This is a genomic window from Granulibacter bethesdensis CGDNIH1, from assembly GCF_000014285.2.
Taxonomy (GTDB): domain Bacteria; phylum Pseudomonadota; class Alphaproteobacteria; order Acetobacterales; family Acetobacteraceae; genus Granulibacter; species Granulibacter bethesdensis.
Genome location: NC_008343.2, coordinates 763,590 through 781,520 on the forward strand (window position 1 = coordinate 763,590; position 17,931 = coordinate 781,520).

Annotated in this window: 17 protein-coding genes; 10 read left to right on the forward strand and 7 right to left on the reverse strand. The window is 59.0% G+C overall.

The features are described 5' to 3' along the window. Positions 1 to 5: 5 nt before the first annotated feature. Positions 6 to 1,277: an efflux RND transporter periplasmic adaptor subunit gene (locus tag GBCGDNIH1_RS15790; RefSeq protein WP_011631379.1), complete on the reverse strand. Its 1,272-nt coding sequence runs from the start codon at positions 1,275 to 1,277 to the stop codon at positions 6 to 8. Between the two features lie 240 nt (positions 1,278 to 1,517). Between GBCGDNIH1_RS15790 and GBCGDNIH1_RS15795 the strand changes: the two genes are divergently transcribed. After that, entirely contained in the window at positions 1,518 to 2,267 is a 750-nt protein-coding gene (locus GBCGDNIH1_RS15795) for a transglycosylase SLT domain-containing protein (RefSeq protein WP_157691976.1), read from the forward strand. A gap of 25 nt (positions 2,268 to 2,292) precedes the next feature. Here GBCGDNIH1_RS15795 and GBCGDNIH1_RS15800 read toward each other — a convergent pair whose 3' ends face one another. Continuing rightward, positions 2,293 to 3,138, reverse strand: a complete 846-nt coding sequence (locus GBCGDNIH1_RS15800; protein ID WP_011631381.1) for a fumarylacetoacetate hydrolase family protein — start codon at positions 3,136 to 3,138, stop codon at positions 2,293 to 2,295. A gap of 199 nt (positions 3,139 to 3,337) precedes the next feature. Between GBCGDNIH1_RS15800 and pepN the strand changes: the two genes are divergently transcribed. The 3 genes from pepN to GBCGDNIH1_RS15815 all read left to right on the forward strand — a co-directional run bounded on the left by pepN (position 3,338) and on the right by GBCGDNIH1_RS15815 (position 7,291). Continuing rightward, complete coding sequence (pepN, locus tag GBCGDNIH1_RS15805) at positions 3,338 to 6,010, forward strand: aminopeptidase N (RefSeq protein ID WP_050748399.1); 2,673 nt, start codon at positions 3,338 to 3,340, stop codon at positions 6,008 to 6,010. Positions 6,011 to 6,153: 143 nt separating this feature from the next. Further along, a complete protein-coding gene (locus GBCGDNIH1_RS15810) occupies positions 6,154 to 6,318 on the forward strand; it encodes a metallothionein (protein ID WP_072490529.1) in 165 nt (54 codons plus the stop codon). Between the two features lie 184 nt (positions 6,319 to 6,502). Next, positions 6,503 to 7,291: a sulfite exporter TauE/SafE family protein gene (locus tag GBCGDNIH1_RS15815; protein ID WP_043453639.1), complete on the forward strand. Its 789-nt coding sequence runs from the start codon at positions 6,503 to 6,505 to the stop codon at positions 7,289 to 7,291. 22 nt (positions 7,292 to 7,313) lie between these two features. On the opposite strand, the gene GBCGDNIH1_RS25120 is transcribed toward GBCGDNIH1_RS15815, so the two are convergent. From GBCGDNIH1_RS25120 to GBCGDNIH1_RS15830, 3 genes are all read right to left on the reverse strand, one after another. Then, positions 7,314 to 7,502, reverse strand: a complete 189-nt coding sequence (locus GBCGDNIH1_RS25120) for a DUF2934 domain-containing protein (protein WP_011631385.1) — start codon at positions 7,500 to 7,502, stop codon at positions 7,314 to 7,316. Positions 7,503 to 7,640: 138 nt separating this feature from the next. After that, a complete protein-coding gene (locus tag GBCGDNIH1_RS15825; RefSeq protein WP_043452720.1) occupies positions 7,641 to 8,168 on the reverse strand; it encodes a carboxymuconolactone decarboxylase family protein in 528 nt (175 codons plus the stop codon). Between the two features lie 130 nt (positions 8,169 to 8,298). After that, positions 8,299 to 8,850 (reverse strand): peroxiredoxin, encoded by a 552-nt coding sequence (locus GBCGDNIH1_RS15830; RefSeq protein ID WP_011631387.1) that lies wholly within the window; start codon positions 8,848 to 8,850, stop codon positions 8,299 to 8,301. Positions 8,851 to 9,040: 190 nt separating this feature from the next. Here GBCGDNIH1_RS15830 and GBCGDNIH1_RS15835 point away from each other — a divergent pair, with 190 nt between their 5' ends. The 3 genes from GBCGDNIH1_RS15835 to GBCGDNIH1_RS15845 all read left to right on the forward strand — a co-directional run bounded on the left by GBCGDNIH1_RS15835 (position 9,041) and on the right by GBCGDNIH1_RS15845 (position 12,076). Beyond that, positions 9,041 to 10,051, forward strand: a complete 1,011-nt coding sequence (locus tag GBCGDNIH1_RS15835; RefSeq protein ID WP_011631388.1) for a hydrogen peroxide-inducible genes activator — start codon at positions 9,041 to 9,043, stop codon at positions 10,049 to 10,051. Next, positions 10,048 to 11,658, forward strand: coding sequence for a tetratricopeptide repeat protein (locus tag GBCGDNIH1_RS15840; RefSeq protein WP_011631389.1), 1,611 nt, complete (start codon positions 10,048 to 10,050; stop codon positions 11,656 to 11,658). The genes GBCGDNIH1_RS15835 and GBCGDNIH1_RS15840 overlap by 4 nt, the downstream gene beginning before the upstream one ends. Positions 11,659 to 11,806: 148 nt before the next feature. Further along, complete coding sequence (locus GBCGDNIH1_RS15845; protein ID WP_025286192.1) at positions 11,807 to 12,076, forward strand: HU family DNA-binding protein; 270 nt, start codon at positions 11,807 to 11,809, stop codon at positions 12,074 to 12,076. 76 nt (positions 12,077 to 12,152) lie between these two features. On the opposite strand, the gene parE is transcribed toward GBCGDNIH1_RS15845, so the two are convergent. Then, positions 12,153 to 14,186, reverse strand: coding sequence for a DNA topoisomerase IV subunit B (parE, locus tag GBCGDNIH1_RS15850; protein ID WP_011631391.1), 2,034 nt, complete (start codon positions 14,184 to 14,186; stop codon positions 12,153 to 12,155). Positions 14,187 to 14,335: 149 nt separating this feature from the next. Then, positions 14,336 to 14,869: a DNA starvation/stationary phase protection protein Dps gene (dps, locus tag GBCGDNIH1_RS15855; RefSeq protein WP_011631392.1), complete on the reverse strand. Its 534-nt coding sequence runs from the start codon at positions 14,867 to 14,869 to the stop codon at positions 14,336 to 14,338. 267 nt (positions 14,870 to 15,136) lie between these two features. Here dps and dapD point away from each other — a divergent pair, with 267 nt between their 5' ends. The 3 genes from dapD to GBCGDNIH1_RS15870 all read left to right on the forward strand — a co-directional run bounded on the left by dapD (position 15,137) and on the right by GBCGDNIH1_RS15870 (position 17,913). Next, complete coding sequence (gene dapD / locus GBCGDNIH1_RS15860) at positions 15,137 to 15,979, forward strand: 2,3,4,5-tetrahydropyridine-2,6-dicarboxylate N-succinyltransferase (RefSeq protein WP_011631393.1); 843 nt, start codon at positions 15,137 to 15,139, stop codon at positions 15,977 to 15,979. A gap of 144 nt (positions 15,980 to 16,123) precedes the next feature. After that, positions 16,124 to 17,275, forward strand: a complete 1,152-nt coding sequence (dapE, locus tag GBCGDNIH1_RS15865) for a succinyl-diaminopimelate desuccinylase (RefSeq protein ID WP_025318321.1) — start codon at positions 16,124 to 16,126, stop codon at positions 17,273 to 17,275. Beyond that, positions 17,272 to 17,913, forward strand: a complete 642-nt coding sequence (locus GBCGDNIH1_RS15870; RefSeq protein WP_011631395.1) for a hypothetical protein — start codon at positions 17,272 to 17,274, stop codon at positions 17,911 to 17,913. The genes dapE and GBCGDNIH1_RS15870 overlap by 4 nt, the downstream gene beginning before the upstream one ends. The last annotated feature ends 18 nt before the right edge of the window (positions 17,914 to 17,931 follow it).

Sequence of the window (17,931 nt, forward strand, 5' to 3'; positions counted from 1 at the left end):
GGGGCTTACCCGCGCGCCGGAGGGGGAGGAGTGGTCGCCGGATTGGGGGAGGCCGGGCCGGGTGCCACTTTCTGGCCCGGTTTCATGACGCGTTGCACACCCTCCACAATCACTGTCTGGCCGGGTGTCAGCCCTTTCAGCACCACGGCGTTTTTCTGATCAGAGGCGCCGAGCTCGACATTGGTGCGGATGGCCTCGTTCTGGGCATTGACGGTATAAACGTAATTGCCCTCCTGGTCGGACAGAACGGCAGCGCGCGGGATGGTCAGGGCCTCGACCGGCTGGACACCTTCCATGATGACCTGCACGAATTCACCATCAATCAGCTCCCGTACCGCATGATCGCCGTCCTTGCTGATCATGGGATTGGCAACGGTGGCGCGCAGCAAGATCGTATCCGTCGTGCTGCTGATGGTGTTGTCGGTGAAGTTCAAATCGCCTGTCTGGTCGTAGATACGCCCATCCGGCAGGCGTAGCTTGATTTTGACGGCTTTCAGGCCGCCTTTTTTGTCGTAGCGGTTCCGCAGCTCCAGCGCCTCCGGCACTGGCACCGGGAACAGGATCCACATCGGATCCTGACTGACGATGGTTGCCAGCGTGCCGGTATTCGGTGTGACCACGTTACCGATGGTCAGACTGGTGCGACCGATCTTGCCTGCAATCGGGGCGCGGATATCCGTATAGGCCAGATTGATCTGGGCTGAACGCAATTGGGCCTGATTGGCCATGACCTGTGCCTCATCGGCCAGCACAGCGGCGCGGCTGTCATCATAGATCGAGCGTTGGCCTGCCGGCGTGTTCAACAGCGCCTTGGCACGGCCCATGGTCAGCTGGGCATTGTTCAGCGTGGCCTGCGCCTGCTGAACCGATGCGGCTTTCGCCTGCACATCCGCCTCGAAAGGCGGCTTTTCCAGCGTATAAAGCAGATCCCCCTTTTTGACCTCGGCCCCTTCCTTGAACAGCTGCTGCTCAAGAAAGGCCGTGACGCGGGGCACCAGATTAACGCGGTCAGTGGCCTGAATACGTCCGACAAACTCATTGGTCTGGGTGTAGGGAAGCTTCTCGGCCTTAATGACCCCAACCGGCGGCGGCCCTCCACCTGGCCGTCCCTGCGCCAGCGCTGTTTGAGCTGTGCCGGTCAGGAGTGCAACAGCCAGGCAGGCGGCCAGAGAAGTCGCTTTCAGAAAACTTCCCCCTGCATACGATGGGCGCTTCACCCCATCGGAGCGATGCGTCGATGCGGATGAGGGAGGGATATGAACGAAGCGATCATGCATGGAAGTAGGATCCTGCCTTGCCATTGCCGGTCAGCATGTCATCTGACCGATTGGTCAACCAATAGTGACGCAGGTACGGAACGGTCAATCGTTGATGACAAATTATACTGTTCTGTCTTGGTGGCGTCATATTTGGCCTTCCGGCCGACATGCCGCATGTTCATCGCTGCCATGACCGTTCAGACGCGCTGTTTCACACTGGTTTTATGTTTTATCTCCCTCTTCATCGGAGAGCCAACCTTGAGGGCTGCGTCCGTGGAGGAGCCGGTGCGGGAGCAAAGGGTATCTCCCGAAACATGGGCGCGTGAGCAGTCGAGACTGTGCCGGAACGCGATTGAGGAGGCCGAGCGCCTTTTCCCGGTCAAAAAAGGATTATTGCTGGCCATTTCCCGGGTTGAAAGCGGTCGCCCTGTCCAGATTGAGGCCAGTAGACTCGCCCAGTCACTGGAGCCTTGGCCATGGACCATCAATGCGGATGGGCAGGGCTATTTTTTTGACAGCAAGGCTGCGGCTGTCGCATGGGCAAAGCAGGCGCTCGCTCAGAAACGTGTTCAATTTATGGATATCGGATGCATGCAGGTGGATTTGCAGATGCATCCTGCTGCCTTCAAAACCGTGGAGGATGCGTTTGATCCTCACACAAATGTGACCTACGCTGCCCGGTTTCTGACAGCACTGTATGATGGCCCGGCCAATAGCGATTGGGGATTGGCGGCGGGACTCTATCATTCCTCGACCCCGGCGCTGGCGGCTGACTATCGCAACAGGGTGGCGGCTGTAGGGGCGGGAGTGGTCTCGACGGTGATTGCCTTTCCGCCGACTTTCCTGTCGGCGAAGCGGGCCGGGACACTGCATATGGCATTGGCGGGGGGAGGATCACTGGCGATCAATGTCCGCCGTCAACCTGCCCGCCTCCATCGCAGGCAGAGCCCCTGTGCGGTGGCGCGTATGCTCGGCCCCTACCTGCCGCGCCGCCCGCGAGGATGCTGACGGCGCAAACAGGAAGAGTCGCTCTTCAGCCCTGATAGGTGGTCTGTCGTTGTTCGCCGAGACCGGAGACGCCCAGCGTCATGGTCTGGCCGGGGCGCAGATAGATCGGCTCCGGTTTTTTGCCCATGCCGACGCCCGGAGGGGTGCCGGTGGCAATCAGATCCCCAGGATGCAGGGTGATGAACTGGCTGACATAGCTGACCAGGGTCCGCACGCCGAAGATCATGGTGCGTGTATTGCCGGTCTGCATCCGCTCACCATCCACATCGGTCCACAGATCGAGGTTTTGAGGATCGGGAATTTCGTCCTGTGTCACCAGCCATGGACCGACCGGTCCGAACGTGTCGCAGCCCTTGCCCTTGTCCCAGGTGCCTGCGCGTTTGGTCTGGTATTCGCGCTCGCTGACATCGTTGATGATGCAGTAGCCGGCGACATGCTTCATGGCATCTTCCTCGCTGACATTCCGGGCGAGGCTGCCGATGACGATCCCCAACTCCACTTCCCAGTCCGTGCTGGTCGAGCCGGGAGGAATGCGGACATCGTCATAGGGACCGCAGAATGCCCCCAGCGATTTCAGAAACAGGATCGGCTCGCGCGGGATTTTACCACCGGTTTCGGCGGCATGGTCGGCATAATTGAGGCCGATACAGATAAAATTGAGCGGCAACGGCACGCATGGTCCGATTCTGGGGGAACCTTCGACCAGCGGCAGGGTTTCCGGGTCCAGACGACCGAGTCTGGCCAGCCCTTCCGGCGACAATACGCTGCCTGCGAAGTCATTGACATAATGCGAGACATCGCGCGGACGACCGGCAGAATCCAGAATGGCAGGTTTTTCTTGCCCGGAAGGGCCAAGTCTAAGCAATTTCATATCATAATCTCCCCTCATTTTCGGCATATCATTTCGCAATGGCAGAGGGAAGCCGTGAAAATGCATGAGGCTGATGCATCTGACTGATACATGGCCTGTGTGGATGGGTGGTTGAGCCGGTCGGGAATGCCCTCCATCCTGCACGGCATCGCGCCTTTTTTGCTGTTGATGCCCATTCCGGATGAAAGACACAGACATCATGTCCGCAGATGCCAGCTCCGCACCGTCTTCCACCCTTGCTTCGGTGCCGGTCCGGCTGAGTGATTACACGCCGCCCGCCTACGGGGTAGAACAGGTCGATCTGGTGTTCCGTCTGGATCCCGCCCGAACCGTGGTGCAATCGCGGCTGCATGTGATCCGCCAGCCCGGTACGCCGGAAGGGGCCGTTTTCCACCTGGACGGCGAGGCGCTGGAACTGCTGTCCCTCCGCATCGATGGCAGGGAGGTCGGCGCAGAAGAATATCACCTCACCCGGCATGGGCTGGACATATCCGGCCTGCCTGCCGAAAGCGTGCTGGAGATCGATACCGCCATTGCACCGGAGCAGAATACCGAACTCAGCGGACTGTATGTCTCACAGGGAGCGTTCTTCACGCAGTGCGAGGCGGAAGGCTTCCGGCGGATCACCTATTTCCCGGATCGCCCGGATGTCATGGCACGCTATACCACCACCATCGTCGCGCCGCGTACGGTGCCGGTGTTGTTGTCAAACGGCAATCCGGTTGATGCGGGGGAGGCTGAAGGCGGACTGCACTGGGCGAAGTGGGAGGATCCGCACCCGAAGCCCTGTTATCTGTTTGCGCTGGTGGCTGGTGATCTGGCTGCCGTACGGGACAGTTTCGTCACACGCTCAGGCCGGAGAGTTGCTCTGGCAATATGGGTGAGGGAGGGGGATCAGGACCGCTGTGCCCATGCGATGGACAGCCTGAAACGTTCGATGCGCTGGGACGAGGACGTGTTTGGCCTCGAATATGACCTTGATGTCTTCAATATCGCCGCCGTCAGCGATTTCAATATGGGGGCGATGGAGAATAAGGGGCTGAATGTCTTCAATACCAAATATGTGCTGGCCCGCCCCGATACTGCGACGGACAGCGATTATCAGGGTATCGAGACCGTCATCGCCCATGAGTATTTCCATAACTGGACAGGCAATCGGGTGACCTGCCGGGACTGGTTTCAGCTGACCCTGAAGGAGGGGCTGACGGTTTTCCGGGATCAGGAATTCAGCGCCGATATGGGCAGCCGGGCGGTCAAGCGCATCTCCGATGTGCGCACCTTGCGGGCAGCGCAATTCCGGGAGGATGCCGGGCCGCTGGCTCATCCGGTGCGCCCTGAAACTTATATAAAGATCGATAATTTCTATACGGCGACTGTTTATCAGAAAGGGGCCGAGCTTGTCCGCATGATCCGCACCCTGATCGGGCGGGAGAAATTCCGGCAGGGGATGGATCTGTATTTCCAGCGCCACGACAACCATGCCGTGACGCTGGAGGATTTCGCTGCTGCCATGCAGGATGCCTCCGGGATTGATTTGTCCCTGTTCCGGCGCTGGTACGGGCAGGCGGGTACGCCGGTCCTGCGGATCACGGATGAGTATGATGCCTCGGCGCATCGTTATGTACTGCACGTGACCCAGTATACGCCGCCAACACCGGGGCAGGAGGAAAAGCAGCCTTTGCTGATTCCCATTGCGGTCGGGTTGCTGGATGAAACCGGCGCGGCCCTGTCATTCCGGTTGGAGGGGGAGGAAAAAGCCCATTCCGACACAAGAATTCTCCGTCTGGAACAGGAAACACAGAGCTTCGTATTCCATGATGTTGCACGGGCACCGCAGCCTTCCCTGCTGCGGGATTTCTCTGCACCGGTAAAATTGGCCGATACGCCTGCGGACAGGCTGCGTTTTCTCGCGGCCTATGATTCCGATCCGTTTGTGCGCTGGGATTCCGGGCAGCAATACGCCACGCAGAAACTGTTGCAGCAGGTAGCGGCTTCCCGGGATGGCGCGGCTCCATCGCTGGATGAGGGTATTATGGAGAGTGTGGCTGCCTCCATCGCCCGTGCGCCGGAAGACCCGGCATTGGCGGCGGAGGCGATGGCACTGCCGGCGGAAACCACATTGGCGGATGCGATGGAGGTGGTGGATGTCGAAGGTATTCATGCCGTGCGCCGTACCGCGCGCGCTGCGATCGGCCAGCATCTGCGGGCCGCGTTACGGGCAGGATATGAGGCATGGAGCACGGGCGATGTGACCGCGCTAGATGGCAGGGCAATGGGCGGCCGGGCTTTCCGCAATGCCTGTCTCGGCTATCTGGCCGCAGCCGATGATGGGAAAGCCGGTGAGGGTGTGACACTGGCCTGGAAACAGTTTCAGGCCAATCGCTGCATGACGGATGTACTGGCTGCCTTGTCGGTGCTGGCGGATACCGACGTGCCGGAGCGGGAGCAAGCGCTGGTGCTGTTCTATGATCGCTGGCGGGGGGATGCGTTGGTGCTGGATAAATGGTTTGCCATCCAGGCCATGTCCTCTCGTCCGGACGCACTGGAGCAGGTGAGGCGGTTGATCAGTCATCCTGAGTTCGACTGGCGTAACCCGAACCGGGTGCGGGCGGTGCTGACCAGTTTTGCGTCCGGTAATCAGGTCCGCTTCCATGATGCGTCGGGGGCAGGCTATGCGTTTCTGGCGGACGCGATTCTGCATCTGGATGGCATTAACGGCCAGATCGCGGCCCGGATGACGGCGCCTCTGGGGGCATGGCGGCGGCAGGATCAGGCCCGTGCGGAGATGATGCAGGCCCAGTTGCGGCGCATTGCAGCCAGGCCGAACCTGTCCGGGAATGTAAGGGAGATCGTTGATCGTAGTCTTCGCTGACGCGCAGTCAGGTTACAAATTCGTATCAAACATATCTATACGTATTGATATATTGATAATGTTGGAGTAGGGAATGGTTCTGCCGCAGCGGTCATCAAAATTACTCCCTGCGGTCACATCAATAATGATCGAGGAATGAACCCATGAGCGCCACCACCCTTAAATGTGCCTGCCCCGATTGTGTGTGCGAAGTCGAGCAGGGCAAGGGCATCCAGCGTGATGGCCAGACCTATTGCGATGAAGCCTGTGCGTCTCACCACAAGGACGGTTCTGGCTGCCACCATGCGGGTTGTGCCTGCCACGGCTGATTGACCACAGATTGATCAATAAACGGGCGGCGTTGTGCAGGGCATGACGCCGCCCGTTTGTAATGGGGTAACACGCTTTAGTGTCGTTGTTTCTCTATTCCCCGTGTGGCCTCTTGCCGGATCATCAGGGGGGCCGTACACCGCATGATCATTGAATGATCATGGGCAACGGGCGGTTTCTGTTTTGGATTGGTTTACACATATCGATCCCGCTTATGCGCTTTCCGGTCTTGGAGTGGGTTGCCTTGTCGGCATGACCGGCGTTGGTGGCGGCTCCCTGATGACACCTTTGCTGGTTCTGGTGTTGGGAGTGCATCCGCAAACGGCGATTGGGACCGATCTTTTATTTGCCGCTATTACGAAATCGGTTGGCACGTCGGTTCACGGGTTCTCCCGTAATATCGACTGGGCTGTTGTAAGGCGTCTGGCATCCGGCAGCATCCCGGCTTCTGCGTTGACGCTGCTATGGCTGCATGGCCATGGTGGGCTGGAGCCTGAAATATCCCGTATCATGGGAAATATTCTGGGTGGAGCATTATTGCTGACCGCAGGCAGCCTCTTTTTCCGTCCCTGGCTGCACAGGATTGCCGGGGCCAGAAGAAAGCCTCTGTCACCAGCGCGCGTGTCCAGTCTGACCGTGTTGTTCGGCATATGCCTTGGTGTGCTGGTGTCGCTCTCCTCCGTCGGGGCCGGTGCCATTGGCGTGACGGTGCTGATTGCCCTGTATCCTGAACTGTCTATGGCACGGATTGTCGGATCCGATGTTGCCCATGCAGTTCCACTGACGATGATTGCGGGCTTGGGACATTGGATGCTGGGATCAGTGAACGGAATACTACTTCTATCCCTGCTGGCCGGCTCACTGCCGGGAGTGATCGTTGGCAGCTTACTGTCACCCCGTATGCCTGCAGATATTTTGCGTGCCCTGTTAGGCAGCATACTGACGATCGTCGGCCTGCGCCTCCTGTTCTAGCAGGCCGGTCACAAGCCAATTTTTATCGGGCCGTGATCACAAAGGATGATGGAGGAGGTGAGGGAGGAGGCGATTCGGTTTCCTGCAGGATTTCAATCAGCGCCTCTTCCCAGAATTCCTCGTTTCGCCCGTGAGGACGGCCTGCCTTTTCCCATAGAAGGTACGCACGAACGCGTACCCTTTCATCCTGCCGGGTAATTGATCCAGCCATGGCTAATCCTCATGCGTAGCAACCGTCGATGGTTCATTCCATTCTGACATTCCCAACGCTCAAGATAGCCAGTGGCTGCATACAATCTCCATTAAAAAAATGCAGGCGGCCTTCACATCCTCTTGCTGGAAGCCTTTCTTAGGAGAGGGCGGCTTCACCATCCAGGGTAGCGGCAACGGCATGCACAGTGGCGGCAATACGGATTGCTGCCTGCACCTGTTCCTGCGTTAAACCGTTCTGGCGCACGATTTTCTCGTGGCTTTCCATGCACATGCCGCATCCGTTGATGGCAGAGACGGCCAGAGACCACAGCTCGAAATCGACCTTGTCGACACCGGGCTTGGCCATAACGTTCATCCGCAACCGGGCAGGCAGGTTTGCGTAATCACCACCCACCAGATGCACGAAGCGGTAATAGACATTGTTCATGCCCATAATGGCAGCGGCCGCCTTGGCAGCGGCAAGGGCTTCGGCACTGAGTTGCGGCCCGAATTCGGCCAGGATGGCGCTGGTCACGAGGTTGCTGCGGGAGGCGAGGGCGGAGGCGATGAAAGTGCCTGCTTTCTGCTGCTGATTCAGCACGTCTTCATTGGCCAGCGAGCCGAGATTCAGCTTCAGATCCTTGGCGTATTCGGGCAGTGCGTTTTTCAGATTTTCGATGGACATGGTGTTTGTTCCTGTCATGAAGGGGCACCAGACGCAGAAACGGCCCGGCAGGGCCGGGCCGCTGCTGGAGCACCGGCCTTCATCCCTGCCGGAAGCGTTAGATGAAGGAGGTGCAGTTCTGGGGGCTGGTTCAGCCGACCTTGATGAACTCGTCGCCTTTGGACCAGTTGCACGGGCAAAGCTCATCGCTCTGCAACGCATCAAGGACGCGCAGTACTTCCGCCGGATTGCGGCCGACGGACAGGTCGGTCACATAGGCAAAGCGGATGATGTTCTGCGGATCTACAATGAAGGTCGCACGTTGTGCCACGCCTTCCGCCTGATCCAGAATGCCGAGGGCTTCCGACAGCTCACGCCGGATGTCGGAGACCATGGGGATCTGCAGCTCACGCAGATCATCGTGGTGCAGGCGCCAGTTGACATGAACGAACTCATTGTCGGTGGAGACGCCATACAGCACGGCGTCACGATCGGCGAAATCGCTGTTCAGCTTGGCGAAAGCAACGATCTCGGTCGGGCAGACAAAGGTAAAATCCTTCGGCCAGAAGAAAACGACCTTCCATTTGCCTTCGGCACTGTTCTCCGTCACCTCGAAGAACGGATCCTTCAGATCCAGACCTTCCTTACCCGGCTTGACGGCGGTCAGCTTGAAAGACGGAAATTTATCGCCCACTGAGAGCATGCAGAATATCCTTCATACGAAGTCGTTATGACAGGCACGTCGCGCCCCTATATAAGGCGACGTTGCTGCGGGAGTAAGGCCACAGCGATAACGTTGCACAAAAGGGGCGTTTTGATGCTGCACTGCACGATAAGCGGCCCCGGAATTTCACGCCAATGAATAATTCCTGAATTTTTGATCGAATGAAACGATGACGCCTCTGCCCACTCCCCAACAGCTCCGGTATCTGATGGCATTGGCCGAATACCAGCATTTCGGTCGGGCGGCTCAGGCTTGTGCGGTCACGCAATCCACTTTGTCGGCTGGTATTCTGGCGCTGGAGCGGCAGCTGGATGTGCAGATTCTCGACCGTGTGGGCGGGAAACGTGTGATTTTTACGGCGCTGGGACGGGATCTGGTGGAGCGTGCCCGGGATGCCATGCATGCGCTGGAAGCGATGTCGGAGGCAGCTTCCGCCGCCCGGGCACCGATGAGTGGACCGCTGAGGGTGGGGGTGATTCCAACGATCGGGCCGTTTCTGCTGCCGCGTTTGATGCCGGCCCTGCGGCGGGAATATCCCAATCTCAGGCTCTATCTGAGGGAAGATACCACTGACCGTCTTATGGCGAGGCTGCGGGATGGACGGCTGGACCTGCTGTTGCTGGCGATGCCCTGCGACTGCCGGGGAATGGATACGGTAGTGATCGGGAGGGATTCGTTTCTGGTTGCCCTGCCACAGGGGCACAGGCTGGCGGAGCGGGAGGTTATTCCTATCGAAGCCCTCAGCATGGAGAATTTATTGCTGCTGGAAGACGGACATTGCCTGCGTGAGCACGCGCTGGCCGTCTGCGGACTGCTGATGGCGTATGAGAAAAATGCCAGTGAGGAGGAAAGTGCCCATAAGGAGGAAAGTGAGGCTGGCCCTGTCAGGAATGTCGCAACACGCAGCCGCGATATGCAGACCGGAGATGGGCTGGCTGACCAGTTTGCAGCGACCAGCCTGCATACGCTGGTGCAGATGGTGGCAGGCGGGCTTGGCATCACATTGCTCCCGCAAATCGCGGTGGATGCCGGGGTGATGGCGGGTACGTCGCTGGTGCTGCGACCGCTTGAAGGGGATGGCGCATGGCGGGAACTGGGGCTTGCCTGGCGGCATAATGCACCGCGCGGTGCCGATTATCTCGGTATGGCATCGCTGCTGCGGGAGGCGGCGGGGTTTTGAGTCTGCAGCAGGCTTTGATCGCCCTGCGGTCGGGACAGGCCGCTCTATGCGAAACCATCTGTCGCCGCATACTGGCCAACAGGACGGCCCCTGCTGATCAGGCCCGTCTATTGCTGGGGCTGGCTCTGGCAGTACGGGAGGAAAAAGCTGAATCGCTGGCGCTTCTGTTGAGCGTGGCCCGCACTCATCCACGGGCGGCGCATCCCTTTCGTGATCTTGCCGGATTGATGCATGGCCGTGACGACGCCATGGAGGCACTGCTGATCGCCGGAGGGGAGCATGCGCCGGAGGATGCAAACCTTGCCATTTTTCACGCGGAATGGCTGGAACTGCGAGGTCGTAAGCAGGCGGCTGAAGCCCGTCTGGTGCAGTTTCTGACACAGGAGACCATCAAAGAACCAGCCGGAGAAGCTGCCATCCTGCGTGCTTATGCCCTGCTGCTGGCAGGGCGTAACGCTCTGCCGGCAGCAGGGGAGGCGATGAAGCGTGCCACCAGTCTGGAGCCGAACCATGCCGCCGGATGGACCAATCTGGCGAATATTCTGACAGCGCTGAAAGACTTTCCGGCTGCTCAGCAGGCTCATGACCGGGCGGCCGCCTGTGCCCCCAACGATCCACGCATGCGGATGAACCGGGCTTTGACCCTGTTGAAAGCAGGCCGTTATGCGGAGGGATGGGCAGATTACGAAGCCCGGCTGGCAATCGGAGATCGCCTCATGTTTCCGGTTTCTTCTCTGCTGCGGAAAGAAGAATGCCGATCCGGGCTGAATGGTGTGCGCATCCTGGTCGTTTCTGAGCAGGGTTTTGGCGATACCATCCAGTTTCTCCGCTATATTCCTCTCCTTGCGGCCCGTGGCGCACGGGTGCGGCTGTTTGTACCTCCTGAACTGGTGACTGTGGCGGAGACAGTGGCGGGGGTGGAAAGCGTGGCGGGTATGGATGGCATTGCGCCCGCTTTTGACCGTCATGTGCCGATGATGAGTTTGCCTTATCTGCTGGATGCCGCTTTTGTTCCGATGCACGAACCATATCTTGCGGTTTCGGAATCGCGTGTCCGGCACTGGCAAACGCTGCTCCCTCCCCGGCCGGCGCGTGGGCGGATCGGTCTGGTCTGGGCCGGGGCCTCACGCAATCATCCTGATGCAACCGCCATTGATCGACGTCGCAGCATGTCTTTGCAGGATATGGCATTGCTGGCAGACATTCCGGATATGGTTTTCGTCAATCTACAGATGGGGCCTCCATCTATTCAGGCGCAGGAGAAGCACGCCTTTCGCTTTGCTCCCGACATGACTGGTCAGATCAGGGATTTTGCTGACAGTGCTGCTATTCTGAGTATGCTTGATGCACTGGTGACTGTGGATACATCCATTGCTCATCTTGCAGGTGCATTGGGGGTGCCGGTGCTGATGCTTGATCGGATGGATCATTGCTGGCGCTGGTCGGACCCCTGTGAACTGATGCCCGCCGAGACGGATACTGAAACCGGCGGGTTGAAAACGCGATGGTATCCGTCAATGCAGCTGTTCCGCCAAACCACCCCAATGGACTGGCAGGAGCCTGTCAGGTGCCTGCACAACACATTGCGCGTGTTATCGCTGCAATAATCCTTATAAAATCGTTATTTATTTTTTCACTGATGCTGGCAAAGCAGAAAAGCTTTGACTAGAAGCGAAAAGCGATTCTCGATCACTATAAGCATGATCGGCCTCGGGGGGCGTTTTGCCAACGCTTGCGACAAATAAGGGGATTTTGATGTCTAAGGCTTTTATTGCCCAGGTTATTCAGGACAGCGCCGAGCTGACTGGGGTGGCGGCAAACCGCACGGCGAACGATCTTATCACGGCGATCGTGAAGGAAATGAAGAAGAACGGCAAGTTTACACTACCGAGCTTCGGCACCTTTACTGTCAGAAAGACCAAGGCGCGCAAGGGTTTGAATCCGCGGACAGGGGAGCAGATCAAGGTCAAGGCTGGAAAGACAGTTCGTTTCAAGGCCTCTCCGAATCTGAAAAAATCTGTCTGACTGAAGCAAAACGGCCGCTGAGACAGCGGCCGTTTTTGTTATATAGTCTGGTGTTGTGCTTTTTTGTTCTGAGGCCTCAAATATCCAGATCGCCTGCGCGGGGGGCGTTGTCCTGAATAAATTGAAACCGCAGCTCTGGTTTCTTGCCCATCAGGCTTTCCACCAGTTCCCCCGTCCGTACCCGATCTTCCGGTGGCGTCAGAACTTTCAGCAGAACCCGGCGTGCGGGATCCATGGTCGTGTCCTTCAGAATGGCCGGAGGCATTTCGCCGAGACCCTTGAAGCGGCTGACTTCGATTTTTCCGGTTTTCTTGAAGCCGGATTTCATGAGCCTGTCGAGTTCCGCATCATCCATTGCATAGCGGGAAGTGGCGCCTTGCGTCAGACGGTATAGTGGCGGCTGTGCCAGATAGAGGTGTCCACGACGGACCAGTTCCGGCAATTCCCGGTAGAAAAATGTCATCAGCAGGCTGGCGATATGCGCGCCATCGACATCCGCATCCGTCATGATGATCACGCGGCCATAGCGGAGCCTCGCAATGTCAAACCGTTCCCCGACCCCACAGCCAAGTGCCTCGATCAGATCCTTAAGTTCCTGATTCTGTCGTAACTTGTCGGCAGATGCGCTGGCGACGTTGAGAATTTTGCCGCGCAGAGGCAGCACAGCCTGGTTTTCGCGGCGCCGCGCCTGCTTGGCTGATCCACCTGCGCTGTCACCCTCGACCAGAAACAGTTCGGTTTCGGCGGCATTTTCGCTGGAACAATCGGCCAGTTTGCCGGGCAGACGCAGCCGTCTTGTAGCTGATTTGCGAGGCGTATCTTTCTGTTCACGTCGGCGGATTCGCTCTTCTGCCCGTTCGATGACGTAAGCAAGAAGATTATCCGCACCGGCCGGATCGCCTGCCATGAAATGATCGAAGCGGTCCCGCATCGCGGATTCAACCAGTCGTACCGCTTCCGGGCTGGTCAGTTTTTCCTTGGTCTGGCCCTGAAACTGTGGCTCCCGGACAAAGGCTGACAGCTTGGCCGCCAGAGATCCCATAATATCTTCCGCGGTAATGGCGGCTGCGCGTTTATTGCCGCGCTGTTCTCCCCATGCACGTAATCCTTTCAGCAGTGCCGCGCGAAATCCCTGCTCATGGGTGCCGCCAAGCGGGGTCGGAACCGTGTTGCAGTAGGAGTGAACAAAGCCATCTGCGCCATCCAGCCAGGCCAGCGCCCATTCGACCCGCCCGCCGGTCTGGGTTTCCTTTTGGCCGTCTCCCTTCATATCCGCTTCACCGGACCAGATCTGGGGGATGGCGAGGGTGGTCTCGCCAATATCATCAGCGAGACTGTCACGGAGGCCACCGGGAAAATGCAGGGTCGCTTCGGCGGGAATGTCTTCCTTGCCGCTGTTTTTCAGCAGGGATGGATCGCACTTCCAGCGGATTTGCACACCGCGGAACAGATAGGCTTTGGAGCGACACAGCCTGTAAAGCCGCGCGGGTGAGAAGTTGAGGCGTCCGAAAATCTCTTCGTCCGGGGTAAAGCGAATTTGCGTTCCCCTACGGTTTGGGGCGGCGCCGACCTCGATCAACGGCGTCATCGGCTTGCCGCGTGCATAGCTTTGCCGCCACAGCACCCGGTTACGGGCGACCTCGACTTCCATCGTTGCCGACAGCGCATTGACTACGGAACTGCCGACCCCATGCAGGCCGCCGGAGGTAGCATATGCCTTGCCGGCGAATTTTCCGCCGGAGTGCAAGGTCGTCAGAATGACTTCCAGAGCACTGAGATTTTTGAATTTCGGATGCGGATCGATCGGAATACCACGCCCGTTATCCCGGATGGTGACGGTGTTGCCGGGATCGAGCGTCAGATCAATGACCGTGGCATGTCCTGCTACGGCTTCGTCCATCGCGTTATCCAGAATTTCGGCAACAAGGTGGTGCAGGGCATTTTCATCCGTGCCACCGATATACATGCCGGGACGGCGACGAACTGGCTCAAGACCCTCCAGAACTTCGATATCCTTGGCGGAGTAATCATCCTCGTTCATCTCCGTCCGCTGCTTTGCACCGCGTTGAGATGGAGGGGGGGATTTCGCGCCGCCAAAAAGATCGTTCATGGTGTGTTCCCGTGCCGCTGCCCCATGTCGTTTAACGGTCCGGGGCAGGTGGGGCAAGCGTGGTGCGGTCATCAATAACGCCGGGGACGTTTCCACCCCCGGCGTTATGATCAGGCCGAAACTGCCTTCAGCGTCGACTCGGGATCCGATCAGAAGCCGTTTGGCTCCTGAATATGGGCTTCCAGGAACCACAGAGACTTGTCGAAGGCGCGCGATGCCTCGGTAAACAGGTCGGAGGTGCCGGCATCACCGGCTTCATCGGTATCGTCGATATTCTTGCGGACCGCATTGGCCAACAGACCGAACCGTTCCACCAGCGCGACCACGTGGTCTTTGATCGTATAGATATCCGTTGGATAGGGCGGCAGGGAGGTTGCGGCGCTGACTGTCTGAAGGGTGCCAAAGGCGGTGCCGCCGAGGGCTGCGACGCGTTCAGCGAATTTGTCTACCAGATCATCCACCTGGGTACGCAGGGTATCAAGCAGTTCATGTACGCCGATGAATTGCGGGCCTTTGATGTTCCAATGAGCCTGTTTCAGGATCAGCGCGGTATCAATGGCATCCGCCAGACGAGCGTTCAGCAGCTCAATGGAGACTTTGCGCGCATTGGACTGAAGGTCGACGTGATTTTTGTGAGTTGGGGCGGCGTGGCTTTTCGCCTTCGTGATGTTGGAATCCGGCATGCCTCTCTCCTCAATGCTTGGTGCGGGTTACGGCCTTCCGTGCTGGAAGGCGTTTTGTGCCCAACGCGAGGGACAGGATAAGCGTTTCCCTTTGGTTTCGACATTCCCGCCCTGCGTAAGGCTCCTATGAGAATAAAGGCATAGGAATACGGGCGTCTGCTCCGCTGTTCTGACACCCAGGACGATGATGGTGCGTTGACAGGGCGGGCATGCCCTGAGCATGGTCCGGCCCGGAACATGACTGAATGACAAGCCGGGGAGACGGGAATGAGCATCGACAGCCTGCGGGACAGTATTGATCGTCTTTGGGAAAACCGGGAGGGTCTGTCCTCCGCCACGACAGGTGAGGCACGGGACGCGGTTGAAGAAGCTCTGCGTTTGCTCGATTCCGGCCAGGTGCGCGTCGCGGAACCGAAGGCAGAGGGTGGCTGGTCGGTCAATCAGTGGCTGAAGAAGGCGGTACTGTTGTCTTTCCGTCTGACCGATTCTACCCCGGCTCCGGGATTCGGTCCGGTGGCCTCCTATGACAAGGTGCCGCTGAAGTTCGAAGGCTGGGATCAGGCTCGCTTCGCTCAGGGCGGCTTCCGCGTCGTCCCTGGCGCAGTCGTGCGCCGCAGTGCGTATATCGCACCGGGCGTCGTGCTGATGCCGAGCTTTGTGAATGTCGGCGCCTATGTCGACAGCGGCACGATGATCGATACCTGGGCAACGGTCGGAAGCTGCGCCCAGGTGGGTAAAAACTGCCATATCAGCGGTGGCACCGGTATCGGCGGCGTGCTGGAGCCTTTGCAGGCCGGTCCGGTGGTGATCGAGGACAACGTGTTCATCGGTGCACGCTCCGAGGTTGCGGAAGGCGTGGTTGTGGAGCAGGGCAGCGTGATTTCAATGGGCGTGTTTATCGGCGCGTCCACCAAGATCATCGACCGTGCGACCGGTGAGGTGCTGTATGGCCGTGTTCCGGCCTATTCCGTGGTTGTTCCCGGCTCCCTCCCTGGCAAGCCGCTGCCGGATGGCACGCCCGGTCCTTCTCTGGCCTGTGCGGTGATCGTGAAGCGGGTGGATGAGCGGACCCGTTCCAAGACCTCGATCAACGAGCTGCTGCGCGCCTGATACGTGGTTGTTAAAGGCGCTTCCGGTCCCGTTGCGTCTCTCTCGTAATGGGACCGGATGTGGCTTTGTCATCATGTCCAAAGAAGACGAAGAGAGAGGATGAAGAAGGATAACCCTGTGCCCGCTCCTTTGTCCGATCCTCTGATGTCTGATCCTTTGGCGTTGGCGCAGGCGCTGCTGCGTTGTCCTTCCGTCACGCCGCTTGATGCAGGGGCGCAGTCCGTGCTGGCAGAGGCTCTGACGGCGCAGGGCTTTACGGTTACCCAGTTGCCATTCGGGGATATCGCCAATTTCTATGCCAAACGGGTCGGCCCACGGTCCGGCCCGCATCTCTGCTTTGCCGGGCATACGGATGTTGTGCCGCCCGGTGATGCACCATGGAGCGTGGATGCCTTCGCCGGTGAGGTGCATGACGGTGTTCTGATCGGTCGTGGCGCCTGCGACATGAAAGGTGCGATCGCCAGTTTTGTCGCCGCTTGCGCTGCCCGCCCGGATCATCCCGGCACGATCAGCCTGCTGATCACCGGGGATGAGGAGGGGGTTGCCACCGATGGCACCGTGCGTGTGCTCGACTGGATGCGGCAGGCCGGAGAAATCCCGGATTTCTGTGTGGTGGGGGAGCCGACCAACCCGGGCCGTCTTGGTGAGGTCATCAAGATCGGCCGGCGCGGCAGTCTGAATGCCACGCTGACTGTGCGCGGACGGCAGGGTCATGTCGCCTATCCGCATCGGGCCGATAATCCGCTGCCCCGTCTGGTGGCGGCACTGCACGCCCTGACCACCACGCGGCTGGATGACGGCATGGAGGGGTTTGAGCCTTCTTCATTGCAACTGACGACGGTGGATGTCGGTAATCCGGCCACCAATGTCATTCCGGAGCAGGCCCAGGCACGATTAAATATCCGCTTCAATCCGTTGCATCGCGGTGATGATCTGGCGAGATGGCTGCGCGGAATCGTGCAGGATCATGCGCCGGATGCGGTGATCGATATCGCCATTTCCGGTGAGGCTTTCGTCACGGACCCAGATCGTGATCCCCGCCCAGGCGCCAGCCATGGTATCGCGGCGTTACGGATGGCGATTCAGCGAATCACCGGCCTGTCGCCCCGGCTGGATACGGGGGGGGGGACATCGGATGCGCGGTTCATTACTCATCTGTGCCCTGTCGTGGAGTTCGGTCTGGTCGGGGCCACCATGCATCAGCGGGATGAGGCGGTTGCGGTGCGGGATCTGCAGGACCTGACCGGAATTTATGAGGCCCTGCTGGATTTCTATCTCGGAAAGGACAGCGCATGAACGGCCCGAACCGTTTCAGGCAAGGTGACGCACCCTCCGGAGAGTCGCGTCAGCGTATCGTGCTGCGTGGTCTGGTGCGATTGGCGCGTTTTGACCGGCGTGGCTTAAGTGATTTCGGATCGGGGATCGAAGCCCTGCTCGGTGCTCTGGCTCCCGTCATCGGCTGCGCTCTGGCGGTATCCCTGCTGCTGGTGTTCAATCACGCCAGTCGGGCAGGACTTGCCTATATGCTGCAAAGCATTGTTCTGCTGCTGACCCCTCTGCTGGTGTCGGACATTCTGGCGCATTTCTGGAACAGGCGGCAGGAATGGGGGCTGTATGCAACCGTGCTGATCTGGAGCCAGTGGATCGCATTATTCGCGGGCATGCTTCTGTTGCTCGCGGCGCAGGTGATGGTCAGTGCCGGATTGCAGCAGGAAGATGCCGTGGCTGTGCTGGTGGTGCTGCTGGCCGTTTACGGTATCGCCCTGCAATGTTTTCTGGCGCGGGTGAGCCTGAATATCTCCGCGCTCCGTATCATCGTCCTGATCGTGCTGACCAATCTGGGAACTGCGGTGCTGGCGTTCGGTCCGGCGCAGCTGGCCCGCATGCTGCACCCTCCGCATTCCACACCTGCTCATGCGGAGAAAGCAGGGTGAGCGGCTGGAATTGTCTGC